Genomic DNA, 19,779 nt, shown 5'->3' with positions numbered 1-19,779 from the left:
CAGATCACCAGTTATGTGATGACCAAGCACGCGATCGTGGGGCTGTCTCTGGCGCTGCGCTCGGAGGCCGTCTCCCGCGGGGTGGGCGTGCTGGCCGTGTGCCCGGGCGCCGTTGAAACCCCGATCCTGGACAAGGGCGCGATCGGCGGTTTCGTCGGCCGCGACTACTACCTGCGCGGCCAGGGCATGAAGACCGGGTATGACCCCGACCGGTTGGCGCGCGACACCCTCAGGGCGATCAAGCGCAACAAGGCGCTGCTGGTGAAGCCCAAGCAGGCGTATGCGTCCTGGGTGTTCGCCCGGCTGGCGCCAGGTCTGCTGCAGCGCATGTCAATTCGGTTCATCGCCGATCAGCGCAAGCGACAACACGCGAAAAGCCCTGTCTAAAAGCAGGATTCGGAGGGCGGCCATGAACACCGAGTTCACTCTCACCCAGAAGCGCGCCCTCGCGGTCTGGACGTTGGTCAGCCTGCTGTTCGCCGCCTACTTCCTGCGCAGCTACTTTGTCCTCATCGTGGTAGCCGCCGTCGGAGCGTATTTGTTCACGCCGCTTTTCAATTGGTTCGGCCACCGGATGAAGGCCGGCTTGGCCGCCACCTGCACGCTGGTGTCGGCGCTGGCCGCTGTCGCCGTGCCGGTCGGCCTGTTAGTGGTGCTGGCGATCGTGCAAATTTCCCGGATGGTGACCCAGGTCGCCGGTTGGGTGCAGAAGATCGGTATGACTGAGCTCGGCGACAAAAGCCTCCAAGTCGTCAATCAACTCTTGGCGCGAGTGCCGTTCCTGCACATGACCGTTACCGCGGAGTCGCTACGAAAAACGATGGTGACCGTCGCGCAGAAGGCGGGTGAGTGGAGCCTGCACTTCCTGCAGGACACGGCCGGAAGCCTCTTCGGCACAGTGACTTCAGCCATCATCTTCTTGTACGTGTTCATGGCGCTGCTTTCCCACAGCGACAAACTCCTCACCTTGATCCGCCAACTCAATCCGCTCGGCGACGACGTCACCGATTTGTACCTGCGCAAGATGGGCTCCATGGTGCGCGGCACCGTGAGCGGCCAGTTCGTCATCGCACTGTGTCAAGGGGTTGCCGGGGCCGCGTCCGTCTACGTCGCCGGTTTCCACCACGGGTTCTTCATATTCGCGATCCTGTTGACCGCACTGTCCATCATTCCGCTGGGCGGCGGCATCGTGACCATCCCGTTCGGCATCGGGATGATCTTCTACGGCAACATCGTCGGCGGCGCCTTCGTAATCCTTTGGCATCTAATAGTTGTCACCAACCTCGACAACTTCCTGCGCCCGATCCTGGTGCCCCGAGACGCGCGCCTCAATCCCGCGCTGATGTTGCTGGCCGTGTTCGCGGGTATCGCCATGTTCGGCCCGTGGGGCATTGTGATCGGCCCGGTGTTGATGATCGTGATCGTGACCACCGTCGACGTCTACCTGGCGGTGTACAAGGGCGTAGAACTCGAAGAACCCGTCGACGAGGACGACAAGCCCGGCTGGCTGACGCGCTGGCGGAGCCGAAACTCGACTAAGACGCAGCCAGCCGCTCCTTAAAGAACTCGACCACTCGCTTGCGCGCCTCGTAGGCCGGCTGGCCGTCGACCTCGCGGACCTCGTCGGTCAGCACCGAATGCGCCATCCGGGAAAAGCCGTGCTCATTGCCTGGGCTCGAGTCGATTTCGATCACCTCGAACGCGTCGCCCAGCCGTTCTTTGAGCATGGTGAACCGTTCGCCCGGCGCCATCCGGTCCTCGCTGAACCGCAGACCCATCGCGCACAAACCCTCGTTGGCGGCACGGTCCTTGAACGCGTTCAACTCCAATTCGCTCACTCCGGTATCGCGGCGCTGGCGCGGCGTCAGCGGAAAGGGTACTGACGGCTGGCTGAGCACCGGCGCCAGCACGCTGTCGTCGACCGCGGCCGCCAGCGCGAAGCCGCCGGTGAAACACTGGCCGATCACCCCGACACCCTTGCCCGGCGTCGACTTGTTGAGGTCACGAGCCAATGCCCGCAGGAACACCGACACCGGCCGCTGCTTGTTGGTCGCCAACGCTGCGAATTCCCTTGCCACACAAGCACGTCCGATGGCGGAAAGCACGTAGCCGACGTCTTTTCCACGGCCGGGCTCACCGAACAGCGACGGTATCGCGACGGTGAATCCGTTGTCCACCAGGTGATTGCCCAGCCCCAGCACACCGGGATGGATGCCCGGTAACTCCGGGATGAGCACCACGCCAGGCCCTTCACCCTTGCGGTAGACATCGTGGGTGTAGCCGCCACCGGTGAACGGTGCCGGCGACCAGCCGGTCAGGTCGGCTTCTGGTGCGGTCATGGATGTCCCTTCTAGCGGTGCGCCGATAGCGGCGGCTGCGATTGAGTGGCCGCCGCCAGCGTACGAAACTGGTCGACGCCTCCGGCGCCGGTGATCGCAACCTGGGCCGGACCGGCCGGACTGCCAAGCCGGGTGGTCCACACCGGCTCGACGCCGTCGCCCTGGTAAACGATCCACCGGGTGCCGTCGATGTCGACGGTTCCGGTGGGGTACATCGACGGGTGAATCGAGCCGACCAGCTTGTCCTCGTCGGCGTTGCTCTGGGTCAGGCTCAGGTACATGCCGGTGGGGCTGATGAATCCGACGGTGGAGGTGACCGCGCGCACCCGCTGACCTGTCGACGGGTCGGTCCGGCCGTCTCCGATGCCGCCTCGGCTACCGGAGTTGGGTTGCCAGCCTTGGGGCAGCCGCGGCAGCCGGACCGGGAAACCCAGCGTCTGTGCGTCGGCGTGCAGCGCCCCGGCGTCGTCGTACGACGGCACCGGTCCGCGGCTGGTGCCGCCGGGGGCGAAGGAGCACATCCCGACAATGCCCGCCAAGACGATGCAGGCCACCACCAGCGGCGCAATCGACCAGAACATGTCCCGGCCGTCCTGCAGTAGCCGCGGCTTGGCCGGCTTTGCCGTCGGCTGCGGCTGCGGCTGCGTCACTGAAACCACCAACACGAACTCTTAGCCTTCAGGCCGGGGAGGAATGGCCCTCCGCCGTGGCAGGGTCGCGATCTCATGATGTGTCGGTCCTTTGGGATAAGCATTGTGTTATGCGTACGGCGTTCCGGTGTCGGGCCTATCCGACCGACGAGCAAGCGGCAAACCTTGCTCGAACCTTCGGCTGCGTACGCAAGGTGTGGAACGAGGTGCTGACCTGGCGCACCAGGCGGTATCGGGTCGATGGCCTTCGCACTAACTACGCCGAAACCGACCGATTTTTGACCGAGTTGAAGAAGCGCCCGGATTTGGGATTCCTTAATGAGGTGTCGTCGGTGCCCTTGCAACAGACGTTGCGCCATCAGTACCGGGCGCTGAATAACTTTTACGCGCGACGGGCTCGCTACCCACGTTTCAAGTCCCGGCGCGGACGCAAGACAGCGACCTACACGCGCTCGGCATTTCGCTACCGGGATGGCCAATTGTTTCTTGCTAAGCAGACCAGGCCCCTGCGGTTCGTATGGTCCTGGACGGGCATCGACCAGATCGCCATCGCACCGTCGATGGTGACCATTACCCAAGACGCCGACGGGCGCTGGTATGTGACTTTTCAGCTCGATGTCGCGGACGCCCGGCCCCTGCCCAAGACAGGCAACGCGGTTGGTGTCGACGTGGGCATCAGATCGTTCGCGGCGACCTCCGGTGGCGAGATCCTCGACAACCCGCGCCTGCTGCAACGCAAGCAGCGCAACCTGGCCCGGTATCAGCGCCGCATGGCCCGCAAGCACAAGGGCTCGAAGAACCGGGCCAAAGCGGCACGCAAGGTTGCGGTCGCCCACGGTAAGGTCCGTCGCGCCCGAAACGACTTTCTGCACACCACGTCCACAAGGCTGGTTCGTGCCAACGACGTGATCGTGATTGAGGACTTGAATCTGTCGGGGATGCTCCGCAACCGCCGGCTCGCGCGGGCGATCTCCGACTGCGGTTGGTCGTCGTTTCGGCAGATGCTCGACTACAAGACCATCAAGTGGGGCAAGAGACTGGTCGTCATCGACCGGTTCTGCCCAAGCTCCAAAAGGTGCAGCGTGTGTGGGCACATGCTCGCCCAGCTCAACCTCGATATCCGGACGTGGCGTTGCCCGTCCTGTGGCACCCGGCATGACCGGGACTTGAATGCTGCAAAGAACATCTTGGCCGAAGGACTTTCGGTGACGGCCTGTCGAGCGGACATCAGCCTGCAAGGAGACCCCCTTCAGCGGTCGGCGACGAAGCAGGAACCCCAGCCCGTGAGAGCTGGAATCCCCGTCCCTCAGGGCGTGGAGTAGTCAAACCACGAGTATCCCAGCTCCAGAAGGCCGATCTGCTTCTGGGACAATCGGGGCATGCCGCAGAGCCGTCGTGAAGCCCCGGACCGCAACCTCGCTCTGGAATTGGTACGGGTCACCGAAGCCGGTGCCATGGCCGCCGGTCGCTGGGTCGGTCGCGGAGACAAGGAAGGCGGCGACGGGGCCGCCGTCGACGCGATCCGCCAGCTGGTGAACTCGGTCTCGATGCGCGGAGTGGTGGTTATCGGCGAGGGTGAGAAGGACCACGCGCCGATGCTCTACAACGGCGAGGAGGTCGGCAACGGCGACGGCCCGGACTGCGACTTCGCCGTCGACCCGATTGACGGCACCACGCTGATGAGCAAGGGCATGCCCAACGCCATCTCGGTGCTGGCGGTGTCCGATCGCGGCTCGATGTTCGACCCGTCGGCGGTGTTCTACATGAACAAGATCGCCGTGGGTCCGGACGCCGCTCACGTGCTGGACATCACCGCGCCGGTCGCCGACAACATCCGGGCGGTCGCCAAGGTCAAGGGCTTGTCGGTGCCCGACATGACGGTATGCATCCTGGACCGGCCGCGACACGCTCAACTGATCGAGGACGTCCGCGCGACCGGGGCGCGAATCCGGTTGATCACCGACGGCGACGTGGCCGGCGCGATATCCGCGTGCCGACCGGGCTCCGGCACCGACATGCTGGCCGGGATCGGCGGCACCCCGGAGGGCATCATCACCGCAGCGGCGATCCGCTGCATGGGCGGGGAGATCCAGGCGCAGCTGGCACCCAAGGACGACGCCGAACGGCAGAAGGCACTCGACGCCGGCTACGACCTCGACAAGGTGCTGAGCACCGAGGATTTAGTCTCCGGTGACAACGTCTTCTTCTGCGCGACCGGCGTCACCGACGGTGACCTGCTCAAGGGGGTGCGCTATCAGCCCGGCGGCTGCACGACCCAATCGATCGTGATGCGCTCCAAATCCGGCACGCTGCGGATGATCGAGGCCTATCACCGGCTGTCCAAACTCAACGAATACTCGGCCATCGACTTCACGGGCGACAGCAGCGCCGCATACCCATTGCCGTAACCACCCACAGAAGGACCCAATCCATGGGCGCTCACACCGCCGAGAATGACACCGAATACCGCATCGAGCACGACACCATGGGCGAAGTCCGGGTGCCGGCAAAAGCATTGTGGCGCGCCCAGACTCAGCGTGCGGTGGAGAACTTCCCGATCTCCGGACGGGGACTGGAGCGCACCCAGATCCGCGCATTGGGACTGCTGAAAGCCGCTTGCGCGCAGGTGAACAAGGACCTCGGATTGCTGGCACCGGAAAAGGCCGACGCTATTATCGCAGCCGCCGCGGAGATCGCCGACGGGCGCCACGACGACCAGTTCCCGATCGACGTCTTCCAGACCGGGTCGGGCACCAGTTCCAACATGAACACCAACGAGGTGATCGCGTCAATCGCGGCTGCCAACGGTGTGACCGTGCATCCCAACGACGATGTCAACATGTCGCAGTCTTCCAACGACACCTTCCCGACCGCCACCCACATCGCGGCCACCGAAGCCGCTGTGCGCCATCTCATCCCGGCGCTGCAGGAGCTGCACGATGCGCTGGCGGACAAGGCCCGCGAGTGGCGCACGGTGGTGAAATCGGGCCGCACGCATCTGATGGACGCCGTCCCGGTCACCCTCGGCCAGGAGTTCTCCGGATACGCCCGTCAGGTCGAGGCCGGTATCGAACGTGTCCGCGCGACGCTGCCCCGGTTGGGTGAGCTGGCGATCGGCGGCACCGCGGTGGGCACCGGCCTCAATGCGCCCGACGGCTTCGGCGCCAAGGTGGTCGAGGTTCTGGTGAAAGACACCGGGCTGACCGACTTACGCACGGCGGTCAACGCTTTCGAAGCCCAGGCGGCCCGCGACGGGCTGGTCGAGGCATCCGGCGCACTGCGCACCATCGCGGTGTCGTTGACCAAGATCGCCAACGATGTCCGCTGGATGGGATCCGGCCCGCTGACCGGTCTGGCCGAAATTCACCTGCCAGATCTGCAGCCGGGCAGCTCGATCATGCCGGGCAAGGTCAATCCTGTTCTGTGCGAGGCGGTTACGCAGGTCGCCGCTCAGGTGGTCGGTAATGACGCGGCGATCGCGTGGGGTGGCGCGGGCGGCGCCTTCGAGCTCAACGTCTACATCCCGATGATGGCGCGCAACCTGTTGGAGTCGTTCAAGCTGCTGACCAACGTGTCCACGCTGTTCGCCGAGCGCTGCATCAGCGGGCTGACCGCGCGCGTCGAGCACCTGCGCGAGCTGGCCGAGTCGTCACCGTCGATCGTGACACCGCTGAATTCGGCGATCGGCTACGAGGAGGCCGCCGCGGTAGCCAAGCAAGCGCTCAAGGAGCACAAGACGATTCGCCAGACGGTGATCGACCGCGGGCTGATCGGCGACAAGCTGTCCGAAGAGGAACTCGACCGTCGCCTCGACGTGCTCGCGATGACCAAGGTGAACGAACAGCCGACATGATCACCGATGAGCTCCGGCAACGCCGCCTGGCTGTCATTGAAGAGCACATGAGCACCGAGGTGACCAAGGAATTCGACCGGACCCTGGCCACCTTCAACGGCCATCCGCGTTACGAGATCATGGCCACCGGGCAGGTTTTCGACGGTAACGACGAGGTGATGGGCTACTACTTGACCACCCGGACCGCCTTCCCCGACCAGCGGCACGACAACGTCCGATACCACTTCAGCGACGACGCGGTGATCACCGAATTCGACCTGTTGGGAACCAATCTCGGTGAGTTTTACGGCCTACCGCCCACCGGCAAGGCGTTCCGGGTGCCGACCATCGCGGTGTTTTTCTTTGACGGCGATCGAATCACCAACGAGCGCATCTACTTCGACTCGGCCAGCCTGGTCACCCAGATCGGCCGCGCTGAGCTGCTGGCGGCCGCAGTCGCGGGTGAACTACCGGATCAGTCACCGACCGGAGGCTAGCTGCCGTTATTCGATCCGCCCGAGTTCTGGCCCGGGACATCGCTAATCGGGAAGTTGGGCATCGGCTTCGGCGACGGCGTGTTGGGCAGCGACGGGATTTCTCCGGCCGGGATGTCGTGCAGGTCGTTGGCCGCTGGCCCGTTGTCTCGGCTGCCGTACACGCTGCCCGGTGCTCGCTGCCCGAGCAGCTGGCTGACCGTCACCAGGTGATAGTTGTTGGCTTTGAGCACCGGGATGAACTGGTAGACCAGATCGACCGTGCTGGAGTAGGTGTCGTGCAGCAGCACCACCGAGCCGGGCTTGATCTGGGTCATCAGCAGGTATCTGCTGGCCGCGGTGTTCGAATCGTTGATCCAGTCGTAAGGGATGACGTCCCAAAGGATTCCGGCCAGACCGATCTTGCCGGCCTGCTGATTGACCGCGTCGTCGGTGAGCCCGCCGGCGGGCCGCCATAGCTTGGGCGTCACACCGGTGGCGGCGGCGATCGCGTCGTTGGCCCTGGACAGCTGGCCGGGAACGTCGGGCAGCGGCAGCGTCGTCATGTTGGGGTGTTCCCAGGTGTGGTTACCGATCTCCATGCCCGCGTCGACGACGCGTTTGGCGCCCGCCGGGTTAGCGGCAACCTTGTTGCCGATCTCGAAGAAGGTGGCCTTAGCGTTGTTGGCGGTCAAAATCCCGAGCAGCCGATCCGTGTACGGCGTGGGGCCGTCGTCGAACGTCAGCGCCACGCACTTGACTTGTGCACAGTCGACGACATCGTTGGCTTTGGCGAACCTGACATGCCCGGTGAATGCGCCGATTGCGACGACGGCGGCGGCTGCCAGCACACCGGCGACGGTGCGCCAATACCGCCACGCAAGGGTGTCTGGTCGTCTCGGCACGGCGGGAAGCCTACCCACCCCTACGGCAGCGGGGCGCGGGTGATCTCCTCGAGCATCTCGGTGACCAGCGCGGCAATCGGCGACCGCTCGCTGCGCAACAGCGTGATGTGCGCGAAAAGCGGATGTCCCTTGAGTTTCTCGACCACGGCAGCGACGCCGTCATGACGGCCCACCCGAAGGTTGTCGCGCTGAGCGACGTCGTGGGTCAACACCACCCGCGATCCCGTACCCAGCCGTGACAACACCGTCAGCAACACATTGCGTTCCAGCGATTGCGCCTCATCGACGATGACGAACGAGTCGTGCAGTGAGCGACCGCGAATGTGGGTCAGCGGGAGCACCTCGAGCATCCCGCGGGACAGCACCTCCTCGAGCACCGCCGGGCTGGCCAGACCCTCGAGGGTGTCGAAGACCGCCTGCGCCCACGGGCCCATTTTTTCGCTCTCGCTGCCGGGCAGGTAGCCCAGCTCCTGACCACCGACCGCATAGAGCGGACGGAAGACCACCACCTTGCGCTGGCTGCGGCGCTCCAGCACGGCTTCCAAGCCGGCACACAGCGCAAGCGCCGACTTGCCGGTGCCGGCCTTGCCGCCCAGCGACACGATGCCCACCGACTCGTCGAGCAGCAGATCCAGCGCCACCCTCTGCTCGGCGGAGCGGCCACGCAGTCCGAAGACCTCACGGTCGCCGCGGACCAGCTGGACGCGCTTGTGGGCGTTGACCCGGCCAAGCGCGTGCGAGCTGCCGGCGAGCAACCGAATACCGGTGTGGCACGGCAGGTCTCGGGCCGCGGCCAAATCCACGTCGCCGTCGGCGAACAACGTGTCGATGTCGTCGGCGGTGGCTTCGATCTCCGCCATCCCGGTCCAGCCGGACGTGACGACGTCCTGCGCGTGGTACTCGTCGGCGCGCAGACCCACCGCACCGGCTTTGACGCGCAGCGGAATGTCTTTGCTCACCAACGTGACTTGCTTGCCCTCTGCGGCCAGGTTGGCGGCACAGCACAGGATGCGCGAGTCGTTGGTGTCGGTGCGGAACCCGGCGGGCAGCACATCCGGATCGCTGTGGTTGAGTTCGACGTGCAGCGTGCCGCCTTGTGTCCCAACGGGAATGGGCTGATCCAGCCGACCGTGCTCGAGCCGAAGGTCGTCGAACAAGCGCAACGCCTGGCGGGCGAACCAGCCGAGCTCATGGTGATGACGTTTGGCTTCCAGCTCACTGATCACGACCAGCGGCACCACCACTTCGTGTTCGGCGAAGCGGGAACAGGCCCACGGATCGGACAACAAAACGGAGGTGTCCAGAACGTACGTCCGTTTGGTGTCCTGTGGAACCGCCGGGGAATCAGTCACGAGCGCTCCTCGAACTCATCGCCTGGTTTGCTGCCGCATTCGAGTGGTGGCCCCACCGCCACCCATTCACGCGGGGCGTCATACCGGGCTGAAGCCCGTGCGGCCCGCACGGACGATTCGGCGGGGGCCGCGGCGCCAGGACCGGGGCCGGCGGTCCTGTCGAAGTTGAGACGAGAGACGCCGCCCGGACAGCAGAGCATATCGCTAGCCATCGATTGGAACGCTACTCTCGTCTGCGCATGTGCGCCGGGCAGGCGCGCCGACGTGGCTAGCCGATGACGAACTGCCGCAACGCAGGCTCGTCCGCGAGGCCCCATGCGGCGATGCGGTCGGAGATCACCCGCGCCAGCTGATCCGGGCCGAAAATGCCTGCGTCGGCGACGTTTCGCACCTTGTCTTGGTAGGCGTCGATGTCTGCGCCGACGACTTGGAGGTCAGCCGCCCGCGCGGCGATCGCCGCGATGGTCTCATCGCGGGCGTAGTCGAGGCAGTGTGCGACGAGGTTGGCGAAGAACTCCTCGTGCCGCTCTTCGTCTCGCGCGATGTGGGCAATGAGTCCGGCCAGCACCGGCTCTTCGATCTGGGCCGCCAGGTTGTTGCAAAACACGGCGTGGGCCCGCTCGAAGAAAGCCATGAACACCAGGGTTTCGACCTGGGAGTACTGGTCGGCGCGATACCCCTTGCCTGACACGTGCTCGAAGCGGACCTGCTCGTTGGCGACCGGGTCGATCTCGCGGGTCACCACGAAGTACTCGCGCAGTGCAATGGCGTGCAGGTGTTCTTCGGCGGTCCACCGGCCGATCCACTGGGCCCAATTGTCTTCGAGGATGAAGTGCTCGACGAGTTCGCGGTGATAGCCGGCCACGTTGTCTTTGGTGACGAGCAGAATCTCGCACGCGTCGGTGATGACTTTGGGCAGCGTCACCTGCGACGGGTCCCAGTCACGTCCGCCGAGGAAGGCGAAGTTCTCGCCCTGCTCGAACGGCACGAAGTCGTGCGCGAACCACAATTTCTCGGTATCGAGGTGGCGGTCGAGGTTCTCGCCAACCACAGGCTCGAGTTCGAGGATCAGCGCGTTAGCGACAGGTTTCTGTGCCATGGGGTAACTGTAACCCGCGTACACAGGTTCATGAAATCGGCCGCGCAGTGCTCGGCGCTAGCAGAGATCAGCTCGGATGACCCCTAGAGCGTCAACCCCGGGTAGAGCGGGTTGGCCGTCAGCAGCTCGGAGGCAGCGGCGTGCACCCGCTCAGCGGTGCCATCGGCCAGGGTGTACTTGGCCTTGGACGGCCCCGCGGGCCCCGGCCCGGGTTGAGTGTTGCTCAGCACGTCGACCACCAGCTCGGCGACCCGGTCGAACTCGGCGGCGCCGAAGCCGCGGGTGGTCAGTGCCGGGGTGCCAAACCGGATGCCGCTGGTGTACCAGGCACCGTTTGGGTCCGCTGGGATCGAGTTGCGGTTGGTGACGACGCCGGAGTCCAGCAACGCCGATTCGGCCTGCCGGCCGGTCAGCCCGAATGACGTCACGTCTAGCAGCACGAGGTGGTTGTCGGTGCCGCCGGTGACCAGCCGCGCCCCGCGCCGCAGGAACCCGTCGGCCAGCGCCTTGGCGTTGTCGGCAATCCGCTGGGCGTAGGCCCCGAATGCGGGCTGGCGCGCCTCGGCCAGCGCGACCGCCTTGGCCGCCATGACGTGCGCCAGCGGCCCGCCCAACACCATCGGGCAGCCCTTATCGACCGCGTCGGCGTACTCCGGCTGGGCCAACACCAGGCCGCCACGTGGCCCGCGCAGCGACTTGTGCGTGGTGGTGGTGGTGATGTGGGCGTGGGGCACCGGGTCCTCGTCGCCGGTGAATACCTTGCCGGCGACCAGTCCGGCGAAGTGCGCCATGTCCACCATCAGGGTGGCGCCCACCAGGTCAGCGATCTCGCGCATCTTGGCGAAGTTGATCCGCCGGGGGTAGGCCGAGTACCCGGCCACCAGGATCAACGGCTTGAACTCACGCGCGGCGAGGGCGACCGCGTCGTAGTCCAGCAGCCCGGTCTCCGGGTCGGTGCCGTAGCTGCGTTGGTGGAACATCTTGCCCGAGACGTTGGGCCGGAAGCCGTGGGTGAGGTGACCGCCGGCATCCAGCGACATGCCCAGCAGCCGCTGGCCGCCAAGTTTGGCGCGGAGCTGTTCCCAGTCCGCCTCGGACAGGTCGTTGACGTGTTTGACCCCAGCCTCGGCGAGGCTGGGCGTCTCGATGCGGGTGTTCAGGATGGCCCAGTAGGCAACGAGGTTGGCATCGATGCCGGAGTGCGGTTGGGCGTAGGCGTACGGAGCGCCGAAGAGCTCACGGGCGTGCTCGGTGGCCACACTCTCGACGGTGTCGACGTTTTGGCACCCGGCGTAGAAACGGTGGCCGATGGTGCCCTCGGCGTATTTGTCCGAGAACCAGCTGCCCATGGTAAGCAGCACCGCGGGCGAGGCATAGTTTTCGCTGGCGATGAGCTTGAGCGAATCGCGTTGGTCGGCAAGTTCTTTGCGTGTCGCAGCGGCGATGCGCGGTTCGACGGACTCGATGACCTGTAATGCCGCGCGGTAGGCGCTGCTGGCGGTATCGGCGTACTCAGCGCCTAGGGCTGCGGTGGTGTGGGGTGCGGCGGTCACGGGCGCCAGTCTATCGAGACGGACTAAACGGGCAGCGCTGATGGGATCATCGGTTCGTCGAGCAGCCGGCCAAAACGCTCGGTGAGGCTGACGCCGGCCGGGCGATCGTCTAGCCAGGCTCGCAGCAGTCGATATCCCTCGACGTAGGTGCTGGTGTAGGCGCGCCACAGCGGCGAGGACAAGAACCGCAGCATCTGTTGGGCGCGGGTGTCGTTGATCAGCAGCCAGCGTCGCAGGAAAGCCGCCACCTCCTCGGCGTCGCGGTGCTCGTCGTGCAGCATCAACGCCGCGTCCTGACGGACACCGGCCAGCGCCGCGGACGCCTCGGAGACCGCCTCGGCGCGTTCGCCGTCGAACCGCAGTCCCAGGTCGGCGTAGATCTCGGCCGCCCAGCGCCCCCAGCCCGGGCCGATCGCGGCGTACAGCGCCAGGTCGGCCAGGCCCTCGGCCATCAGGCACTGCGGGGTGTTCACCAGGAAGATGGTCTGCTCGGCCTGGCCTTTCCGGTTGACCAGCCCGGCCTCTTTGCGGCAGTGCTCGGTGTGGTGCCCCGGATACGACTCGTGGGCCACCAGCCGCGGCAGGTTGGACATCAGCTGTTTGATGTCGGCGTTGACGGCCACCTTGGAGCGGTAATCACCCAGGTAGTAGTTGAATCCCGACCACGGCTGGTCGGTCACCACTTGGTAGACGACGGTCTCGGTGTCGGGCAGTGGATACTCGGCGCGCACCCGGTCGCGCAGCGCGCTGGAGAACGCCTCGATGCACGCGGCCAGCCGATCGGGCGGGATCTCCTCGGCCGCGCGGTAGGCCTCCATCCGGTCGGCCAGTGCACCGCCGCCGCCCAGCACGTCGTCGAGCCGGGCATGCGCCTGCCGGTAGGTTTCCGCGTCGCCTTTGGCGATGTGCACGTCGAAGTAGTCGCGCACCTCGTCGACGAAGCCGATGCCTTCGCCGGCGAACTTGCGCCCGGCGCAGACCAACGCGCGCAGATGAGCGCCGATGTAATCGGCGCGGGCCTCGTCGAATCCGTTACCGCGCGGCACATTTGGCAGGGCGGCGAGCAGCCGCTGGGTCTGGCGGACCAGGACGGCCGGGTCGGGCGCGGGCTCGGCCAACACCGTCTGACGCAGCGCGGGATCGCCGGTGTAGGCGTCGACGTACCCCGGCTCGATCCGGTCGAAGCGCAAACCGAGCAGCAGGTACTCGCGGATCAGCGCGGCGGATTCCTGACTGACCTCCACGCGCATCCACGCTATCGGGTCGCCCCAGCCGCTCACAGTGTGGCCGGGGCTGCAAGACTGACAGTCATGCCGCGGCTGAGCGAGCCGAGCCCCTACGTGGAGTTCGACCGGAGTCAGTGGCGCGCGCTACGCAAGTCGACGCCGCAGCCGCTGACCGAAGAAGAAGTCGTCGGCTTGCGCGGTCTGGGCGAGCAGATCGACTTGCTCGAGGTCGAAGAGGTCTACCTACCGCTGGCCCGGCTCTTGCACCTGCAAGTCGCCGCCCGACAGGGGTTGTTCGCCGCCACCGACGAATTCCTCGATGAAACGCGGCAGAACCCCGATCGGCCGGTGCCGTTCATCATCGGGGTGGCCGGCAGCGTGGCGGTCGGTAAGTCGACGACGGCCCGCGTGCTGCAGGCGCTGCTGGCCCGCTGGGATCACCACCCACGGGTCGACCTGGTGACCACCGACGGGTTCCTCTACCCGAACGCCGAGTTGACCCGACGAAACCTCATGCACCGCAAGGGCTTTCCGGAAAGCTATGACCGACGGGCGTTGATGCGATTCGTCACCTCGGTGAAGTCGGGTTCGGACTACGCATGCGCCCCGGTGTACTCGCATCTGCACTACGACCGGGTGCCGGGCGCCAAGCAGGTGGTCCGCCACCCCGACATCCTGATCCTCGAGGGCCTCAACGTGCTGCAGACCGGGCCCACGCTAATGGTGTCGGACCTGTTCGACTTCTCGCTGTATGTGGACGCGCGCGTCGAGGACATCGAGCAGTGGTACGTCTCGCGATTTTTGGCGATGCGCTCGACCGCGTTCGCCAACCCGGCCTCACACTTCCACCATTACGCGGGCCTGACCGATCAGCAGGCCGTCGTCGCCGCCCGCGACATCTGGCGTTCGATCAACCGGCCGAACCTGATCGAGAACATCTTGCCCACCAGGCCCAGGGCCACCCTGGTGCTGCGCAAAGACGCCGACCATTCCATCAACCGGCTGCGGCTGCGCAAGTTGTAGATTTCCTCCGACGGTGTTCTCGACCCCGAGGGGGTGCAGTGGACGAGTGGGCGGGCAGTAACCCCGCGGCCGGTTGGCAGGTCGCACATCAGCCACATCCCATACCCGCGCCGCCGCGTCGGCGCCGCCGAACGCTGATCACGATCGCCGTCGTCGGCGCCGTGATCGCCATCGTCGCGGGAGTCCTTGGGCTCATCAGGTCACCGAACTCCCCACTGACCGCACCGCTCTATTCGCGGCAGACTGTGTTGCCGTTCACCGGCCTCAAGGATCCAACCAGCGTGGCGGTGGACAGCCGGGGCGACATCTACGTCACCGATGCCGGCAACCGCCGGGTGCTGAAGCTGACGGCGGGGTCTGACAGCCAGACGGTGCTGCCGTTCACCGGACTGCAAAACCTGACCGGTGTAGCCGTCGACGGCAAGGGCAACGTGTACGTCAGCTACTTCACCGACGGCTACCCCGGCGTGGGCAAGGTGGTGAAGTTGGCGGTCGGGTCGACCAGCCAGATCGAACTGCCGTTCACCAACCTCGCAGACCCACGGGCCGTAGCAGTCGATGCCGCCGGCAATGTCTATGTCGCCGACCGCCACATACACCAAGTGGTGAAACTTCCGGCGGGGTCGAGCAGCCAGACCGTGCTGCCGTTCACCGGGCTCGAGTTCCCGCAAGGTGTGGCGGTCGACCCGGCAGGCGACGTCTACGTCACCGACACCCAAAACAACGACAACAGGGTGGTGGAGCTGCCTGCCGGATCCACCAGCCAGACCGTGCTGCCGTTCACCGGGCTGAACCAGCCCTACGGCGTGGCTGTGGGCCCGACCGGCAGCGTGTTCGTCAGCGATTCGAACAGCAGACAAGTGCTGAAGCTGCCGCGGGGGTCTGCCCGCCAGAGCGCGCTGCCTTTCAACGGCCTCAACGCCCCCGAAGGGGTGGCAGTGGACGCGAAAGGCAGCGTCTACGTTGCCGATTCCATGCACGCGCGGGTGCTGAAACTACCGAAGGCATAACAAGCCGATGCGGAGGCGCGCACCGCAACCTCTGACGGTGGCACCCCGCATCGGCGGGACGGGAGTCAGGCCGGCAGTCGGCGCACTCCGAGGTATTGCAGGTAGCCGATCAGCGCGGTGTAAACACCGCTGGCCAGCGTCGCCCCGATCCCCGTCGCGGTCAGCGGCAGCATACCCGCGGCCACCACGACGACTGCCGCCACGGTGAAGACGATGTTGGCGACGATGACGGCGATCCCGGTGCGACGCAGATCGGGTGCTGCGGCGAGTCCGAACACGATCAAGCCGCAGAGAACGAAGAAAGCGCCCATCCCGTATTCGGCGATGGAGCTCAGTCCGGTCAGCGACGAGATCGGATCCGCCGCCGCGGCGATCATCAGGCCGGCGAGCCCGCTCAGTGTTGCGTCGAGCCGCATGGCGAACCGCAACAGGGAGTCGGTTGAGTCGGCGAACGGCGGGGTGGCCAGTGGAGTAACAGCGGTCATGTCCAGAACTCCTTGCGATGTGGGGTCGAACACCTCTGAGCTTGCCGTTCTGGGACTGCCAGATCGACGCGTGGCAGTGCCAAGCACTGCCATGCGCAGGTCAACTGGGTGATCTAGGCCACGTATTCCTTGCCTAGCTCGGCTAGCTAACTGGAGACGGCGACCCGGCCGCGCAGATCGGCGGCGATGAGCTTGGCCGCGGCGCTCTGCCAGTTGTGCAGCGAACGCTGCGGCACCTCGGTGACGAACCACTGCCAGGCCTGCCGGGAGGTCGCGTCCAGCCCGGCGGCGGTGGCGTTTTGCGCGTAGGCGCGGACACCGACGACGTAGGGGAAATACAACGAGTTGTAGTAGCGCCACTGCTCGGTGGTGCCGAAGTCGCCGCCGTCGCGTGGTTTGAGCCGCGCGATGCGTTCGGCGAGCAGAGCTTTGAGCTCGACGGCCCGCTCCAGCGGCTGGTCGGGCGCTCCGCGGGCGGCCAACCGCTCGTCAATGGCCGGCAACGCGGTCAGCGGGCTGGCGACCAGCTTGGACAGGTCGCCATAGTGGCCCAGCGCCCGGCGGGTGAGCCGGGCGAACGTGTCGTCGTCGAAGTCGTCGAGCGGATCAGCCGACCGCAGCGGCAGCGCGGATTGTGTGCGCCGCAACGTATCCCGGTCGGCACGCAGCATCGGGGACCGCGAGAACACCAGCCGGTCAAGCAGCCCGGCCAACGGGTCGGCCAGCACCTGCACGGAGGTCGCGATCGCCAAACTGGTGAACAGCAGCACCGTCAGCGCGGTCTGCGCGGTCGTCTGCCGCGGGGTCAACGCGATGCCGATCAGCATCTGGCCGCCGAGCAGCACCGCCACTGCCCCGGTGCCGGTGAAAGAGCGCAGCATGTCGCCGCGCAGCGCCTGACCCTCGTCGAACGCGTCCCACAGCGCCACCGCCACACCCAGTCCCAGCACGTCGCAACCCGTCGACGCCAACGCCAGCCAACTGGGCACTACGCCCAGCGGAATGATCAAGATGGCGTTCGCCAGTGCAAAGAACAGCGTCGCCGTGATGACCAGACCGACCACCGGGATCTTCTGCGCCCGATTTCGTAGCGCGGCCACCATCGCTCCCAGCGTGGACGCCGAGATCACCACGCACATCACCACGTGCCCGAGCCGCAACGGCCCGCTCACGGTGCCGGCCAGCGTTGCGCCCACCAGCGTCAGCGCAGCGACGACACCGACGAGCAACACCTCACCGGTGCGTCCCCGTCCCCCGTCGGACGGCCGGGCCAGCTCGACCAGCACAGCGAACCAGGCCACGCCGGGGACGGCGACCAGGTAGATCTCGACGTGGCCGAGCACCGCGGACCGGGTGACGAGCCGTATCGCATCCAGCGCCACCGCCGTCGCAAAGCTGCACAGTCCGATCGCCGCCAGGGCGAGCACGGGTTTGCGCGGACCTCGGGCCAACAGATACAGCCCCAGCCACCAACTCAGCGAGAACACCAACGCCGACAGCGCCGCCATGCTTCAAGTGTGACACGGCCGACGCCGGCCGCTACATGCCGTAACGGCGGTGGCGCAAGCTGTAATCGCGCAATGCGCGCAGGAAGTCGACCCGGCGGAATGCGGGCCAGTGCGCTTCGGTGAACCACATCTCCGAATAAGCGCTTTGCCACAGCAGGAACCCGGACAGCCGCTGCTCCCCCGACGTCCGGATGACCAAGTCGGGATCCGGCTGCCCGGAGGTGTACAGGTTCTCCGAGATCGCGTCGACGGTGACGGCGTCGACGAGTTCGTCGGCGCTCGCCCCGTTGGCGATCTCCTTGTTCAACAGTGCGCGGACGGCGTCGGCGATTTCCTGGCGGCCGCCGTAGCCGACCGCGACGTTGACGTGAAAGCCCGCGTTGGCGTTGATTGCGGTGCCCTCGACGGCGTCGCGCAGTCGTCGCGCCGGCTCTTCGCCGATCAGCTCCAAATCCCCGACAGTGCGCACACTCCAACGGTTGGCCGGGGCGCAGATCTCCTCGACCACATCGGTGATGATCTCGATGAGCGCAGCCAGCTCGGCGGGATCGCGGCGCAGGTTTTCGGTGGAAAGCAAATAGACCGTGGCCATTTCGATGCCGGCCTCTTGGCACCAGCGCAACATCTCGGCGATCTTGGCCGCGCCCATTCGATACCCGTAACTGACGTCGTCGTAACCGGCGTCGCGTGCCCAGCGCCGGTTGCCGTCGCACAGCACGGCGATGTGGCGCGGCAGCGCGGGTTTGGATGCGGCCAGGCCCTGCCGCAGGCGCAACTCATAGAGCCGATACAGCGGTTCCTTAAGGCGCGGCGGAATGATCTCCACAGGGAACCAGATTACTGTGGGCGGCAGCTCTTACCGGTGATCCGACCGCAAAGGCATCCGGGACCAGGCAGGGATTTAGGAGGGATATTGACCCGCGAGGCAGATGTGGCAACCGAGCCCGACACTTCCGGGCCGGGCGGAGCCATTGAGAAAGCCGAGAACGCCGCCGGTCAGGTCCTGCAATCCGCCGCCGACGCGCTGACCAAACCCAGGGCACGTGGCTGGATCCATTTGGTGTCGGCGGTCGTCGCGGTCGCCGCCGGAGCCTCGCTGATATCGGTGTCCTGGCCGCTGGCAGGACTCAAGGCCGGTTTGGCGACCTTCGTCTACACCGGCGCCGTCGTGGGCATGTTCACCGTCAGCGCGATCTATCACCGAGTGACCTGGAAATCGGCCAGGGTCCGAACCCGGATGAAGCGGCTCGACCACTCGATGATCTTCGTGTTGATCGCCGGCAGCTATAACCGTTCGCCAGGCTGGCGATGCCGCGCCCGACGGGGTATGTGGTGCTGGCGATCGTGTGGGGCGGCGCGTTGGCCGGAATCGCGGTCACGTTGTTTTGGCCGTCGGCTCCGCGTTGGGTGGGCGTGACGCTTTATCTCCTGCTCGGCTGGGTAGCAGTCTGGTACGGCGGAATGATTGTGCACGGGGTCGGAGTGGCCGCCGCGACGCTGCTGGCTTCCGGCGGCGCGCTGTACAGCATCGGTGCGGTGTTCTACGGGCTGCGCTGGCCAGACCCGTGGCCGACGACGTTCGGTTTCCACGAGTTGTTCCACGCTTGCACCGCGGTCGCGGCGATCTGCCAATTCATCGCCATATGGATGGTGGTGTTTTAGTCGGCCGCAAAAGACTTCAATGGCTGGCACTAGGATCCATAAATCGTGGTTAGCTGTCTTGAGGGCGTTCATACTCGGTACCTGAAATGTCGTCCCAGAATTTTGGTGAGATCTCTTTTGGTCGATCTTCCTCGGCGACGGCCTCTACTCGCTGCTGAAACTCATCGAATAGCTTTCGTGCGCGAGCCAGCTCTGCTTCTGTCGGAGGAGTGACGCCGGCCTCTTCGGGCGTCGAAAAGATCTTTCCCGCAATCTCTTTGCTCATTGTTGACTCCCGTCGTCCATTGGCTGTCCAGTTGGTCAGTGACCTAGTTCAAGCATTTCAATAACCGTCCGCCCTGTTAGCGGGTCGAAGGTCTTGTTTACAACATAGAATTTTGTACCCGCTCGAAATAAGATTTCTTGCTCCTCAGGAAACAACGAAACGGAGGAAATATCGCGTCCCGTGCTGGACAGAATCCTAAACTCGACGTTGCCCGCGAATGCTGGCGAATGCGCCACGGCGGGGTCAGTTGTGGTGCTTAGGAAAGCTTTCTCTGTAATGACTTCACCTGGTTGATATCGCGCGAGCACATCGGGCGGGAGATTCGAGCCACGAACCACTGGGCCATCATGCGCTGGGAGCTTCTCCAACGCGTTATTAAGTGCGGCAACACGAGCGT

At 65.5% G+C, this 19,779-nt stretch carries 20 protein-coding genes and 1 pseudogene; 9 read left to right on the top strand and 12 right to left on the bottom strand.

Going from position 1 to position 19,779, the window contains the following annotated elements:
- Both VKI00_RS16540 and VKI00_RS16535 read left to right on the top strand, forming a co-directional pair.
- Positions 1–387, top strand: a 387-nt coding sequence (locus VKI00_RS16540; protein ID WP_324439195.1) for an SDR family NAD(P)-dependent oxidoreductase, incomplete at its 5' end; no start/stop codon positions are given.
- Positions 388–409: 22 nt separating this feature from the next.
- Positions 410–1,561 carry an AI-2E family transporter gene (locus VKI00_RS16535; protein ID WP_324439193.1) on the top strand — a complete coding sequence of 384 codons (1,152 nt, stop codon included), beginning with the start codon at positions 410–412 and terminating at the stop codon, positions 1,559–1,561.
- Here the strand turns inward: VKI00_RS16535 and VKI00_RS16530 are convergent.
- Positions 1,536–2,339, bottom strand: a complete 804-nt coding sequence (locus VKI00_RS16530; protein ID WP_324439191.1) for a dienelactone hydrolase family protein — start codon at positions 2,337–2,339, stop codon at positions 1,536–1,538. The genes VKI00_RS16535 and VKI00_RS16530 overlap by 26 nt on opposite strands.
- 11 nt (positions 2,340–2,350) lie before the next feature.
- On the bottom strand, positions 2,351–2,989 hold the full coding sequence (locus tag VKI00_RS16525) for a DUF4245 domain-containing protein (RefSeq protein WP_324439189.1): 639 nt from the start codon (positions 2,987–2,989) through the stop codon (positions 2,351–2,353).
- 110 nt (positions 2,990–3,099) lie between these two features.
- Here VKI00_RS16525 and VKI00_RS16520 point away from each other — a divergent pair, with 110 nt between their 5' ends.
- Genes VKI00_RS16520 through VKI00_RS16505 form a run of 4 tightly spaced genes read left to right on the top strand, consistent with a single transcriptional unit; the run spans position 3,100 to position 7,318 of the window.
- A complete protein-coding gene (locus VKI00_RS16520; protein ID WP_324439187.1) occupies positions 3,100–4,311 on the top strand; it encodes a transposase in 1,212 nt (403 codons plus the stop codon).
- Between the two features lie 57 nt (positions 4,312–4,368).
- Complete coding sequence (gene glpX / locus VKI00_RS16515) at positions 4,369–5,397, top strand: class II fructose-bisphosphatase (protein ID WP_324439185.1); 1,029 nt, start codon at positions 4,369–4,371, stop codon at positions 5,395–5,397.
- 23 nt (positions 5,398–5,420) lie between these two features.
- Complete coding sequence (locus tag VKI00_RS16510) at positions 5,421–6,842, top strand: class II fumarate hydratase (protein WP_324439183.1); 1,422 nt, start codon at positions 5,421–5,423, stop codon at positions 6,840–6,842.
- Positions 6,839–7,318: an ester cyclase gene (locus VKI00_RS16505; protein WP_324439181.1), complete on the top strand. Its 480-nt coding sequence runs from the start codon at positions 6,839–6,841 to the stop codon at positions 7,316–7,318. The genes VKI00_RS16510 and VKI00_RS16505 overlap by 4 nt, the downstream gene beginning before the upstream one ends.
- On the opposite strand, the gene VKI00_RS16500 is transcribed toward VKI00_RS16505, so the two are convergent.
- The 5 genes from VKI00_RS16500 to VKI00_RS16480 form a co-directional block, all read right to left on the bottom strand.
- Positions 7,315–8,199, bottom strand: coding sequence for a polysaccharide deacetylase family protein (locus VKI00_RS16500; protein WP_324439179.1), 885 nt, complete (start codon positions 8,197–8,199; stop codon positions 7,315–7,317). The two genes, VKI00_RS16505 and VKI00_RS16500, sit on opposite strands and share 4 nt — an antisense overlap.
- Before the next feature lie 20 nt (positions 8,200–8,219).
- Positions 8,220–9,551 (bottom strand): PhoH family protein, encoded by a 1,332-nt coding sequence (locus VKI00_RS16495; RefSeq protein WP_324439177.1) that lies wholly within the window; start codon positions 9,549–9,551, stop codon positions 8,220–8,222.
- Positions 9,552–9,819: 268 nt separating this feature from the next.
- Positions 9,820–10,650 (bottom strand): acyl-ACP desaturase, encoded by an 831-nt coding sequence (locus tag VKI00_RS16490; RefSeq protein ID WP_324439175.1) that lies wholly within the window; start codon positions 10,648–10,650, stop codon positions 9,820–9,822.
- 83 nt (positions 10,651–10,733) lie between these two features.
- The gene (locus VKI00_RS16485) at positions 10,734–12,203 is read right to left on the bottom strand and encodes a glycine hydroxymethyltransferase (RefSeq protein WP_324439173.1); all 1,470 of its coding nucleotides are present in this window, start codon (positions 12,201–12,203) and stop codon (positions 10,734–10,736) included.
- A gap of 23 nt (positions 12,204–12,226) precedes the next feature.
- On the bottom strand, positions 12,227–13,453 hold the full coding sequence (locus VKI00_RS16480) for a DUF885 domain-containing protein (RefSeq protein ID WP_414687219.1): 1,227 nt from the start codon (positions 13,451–13,453) through the stop codon (positions 12,227–12,229).
- A gap of 60 nt (positions 13,454–13,513) precedes the next feature.
- On the opposite strand from VKI00_RS16480, the gene coaA reads away from it, so the two are divergent.
- Positions 13,514–14,452 carry a type I pantothenate kinase gene (gene coaA, locus VKI00_RS16475; protein WP_324439169.1) on the top strand — a complete coding sequence of 313 codons (939 nt, stop codon included), beginning with the start codon at positions 13,514–13,516 and terminating at the stop codon, positions 14,450–14,452.
- Between the two features lie 38 nt (positions 14,453–14,490).
- Positions 14,491–15,462, top strand: a complete 972-nt coding sequence (locus VKI00_RS16470) for an NHL repeat-containing protein (protein ID WP_324439167.1) — start codon at positions 14,491–14,493, stop codon at positions 15,460–15,462.
- A gap of 65 nt (positions 15,463–15,527) precedes the next feature.
- Here the strand turns inward: VKI00_RS16470 and VKI00_RS16465 are convergent, their stop codons facing one another.
- The 3 genes from VKI00_RS16465 to VKI00_RS16455 form a co-directional block, all read right to left on the bottom strand.
- The gene (locus VKI00_RS16465; protein ID WP_324439165.1) at positions 15,528–15,947 is read right to left on the bottom strand and encodes a hypothetical protein; all 420 of its coding nucleotides are present in this window, start codon (positions 15,945–15,947) and stop codon (positions 15,528–15,530) included.
- A gap of 146 nt (positions 15,948–16,093) precedes the next feature.
- On the bottom strand, positions 16,094–17,455 hold the full coding sequence (locus tag VKI00_RS16460) for a hypothetical protein (protein WP_324439163.1): 1,362 nt from the start codon (positions 17,453–17,455) through the stop codon (positions 16,094–16,096).
- Positions 17,456–17,486: 31 nt separating this feature from the next.
- Positions 17,487–18,281, bottom strand: a complete 795-nt coding sequence (locus VKI00_RS16455; RefSeq protein WP_324439161.1) for a (2Z,6E)-farnesyl diphosphate synthase — start codon at positions 18,279–18,281, stop codon at positions 17,487–17,489.
- A gap of 87 nt (positions 18,282–18,368) precedes the next feature.
- Here VKI00_RS16455 and trhA point away from each other — a divergent pair.
- Positions 18,369–19,117: pseudogene (gene trhA / locus VKI00_RS16450) on the top strand (PAQR family membrane homeostasis protein TrhA).
- A gap of 49 nt (positions 19,118–19,166) precedes the next feature.
- On the opposite strand, the gene VKI00_RS16445 reads toward trhA, so the two are convergent.
- Both VKI00_RS16445 and VKI00_RS16440 read right to left on the bottom strand, forming a co-directional pair.
- Positions 19,167–19,382 carry a hypothetical protein gene (locus VKI00_RS16445; RefSeq protein ID WP_324439159.1) on the bottom strand — a complete coding sequence of 72 codons (216 nt, stop codon included), beginning with the start codon at positions 19,380–19,382 and terminating at the stop codon, positions 19,167–19,169.
- Positions 19,383–19,417: 35 nt separating this feature from the next.
- Positions 19,418–19,779 (bottom strand): ADP-ribosyltransferase domain-containing protein (locus VKI00_RS16440; RefSeq protein WP_324439157.1); only part of this gene is annotated, 362 nt, incomplete at its 5' end.

Origin of the sequence: Mycobacterium sp. (assembly GCF_035314665.1) — a bacterium.
Classification (GTDB): domain Bacteria; phylum Actinomycetota; class Actinomycetes; order Mycobacteriales; family Mycobacteriaceae; genus Mycobacterium.
The sequence above is the reverse complement of the archived record's forward strand: the minus strand, read 5'-3'. Positions and strand labels throughout refer to the sequence as shown.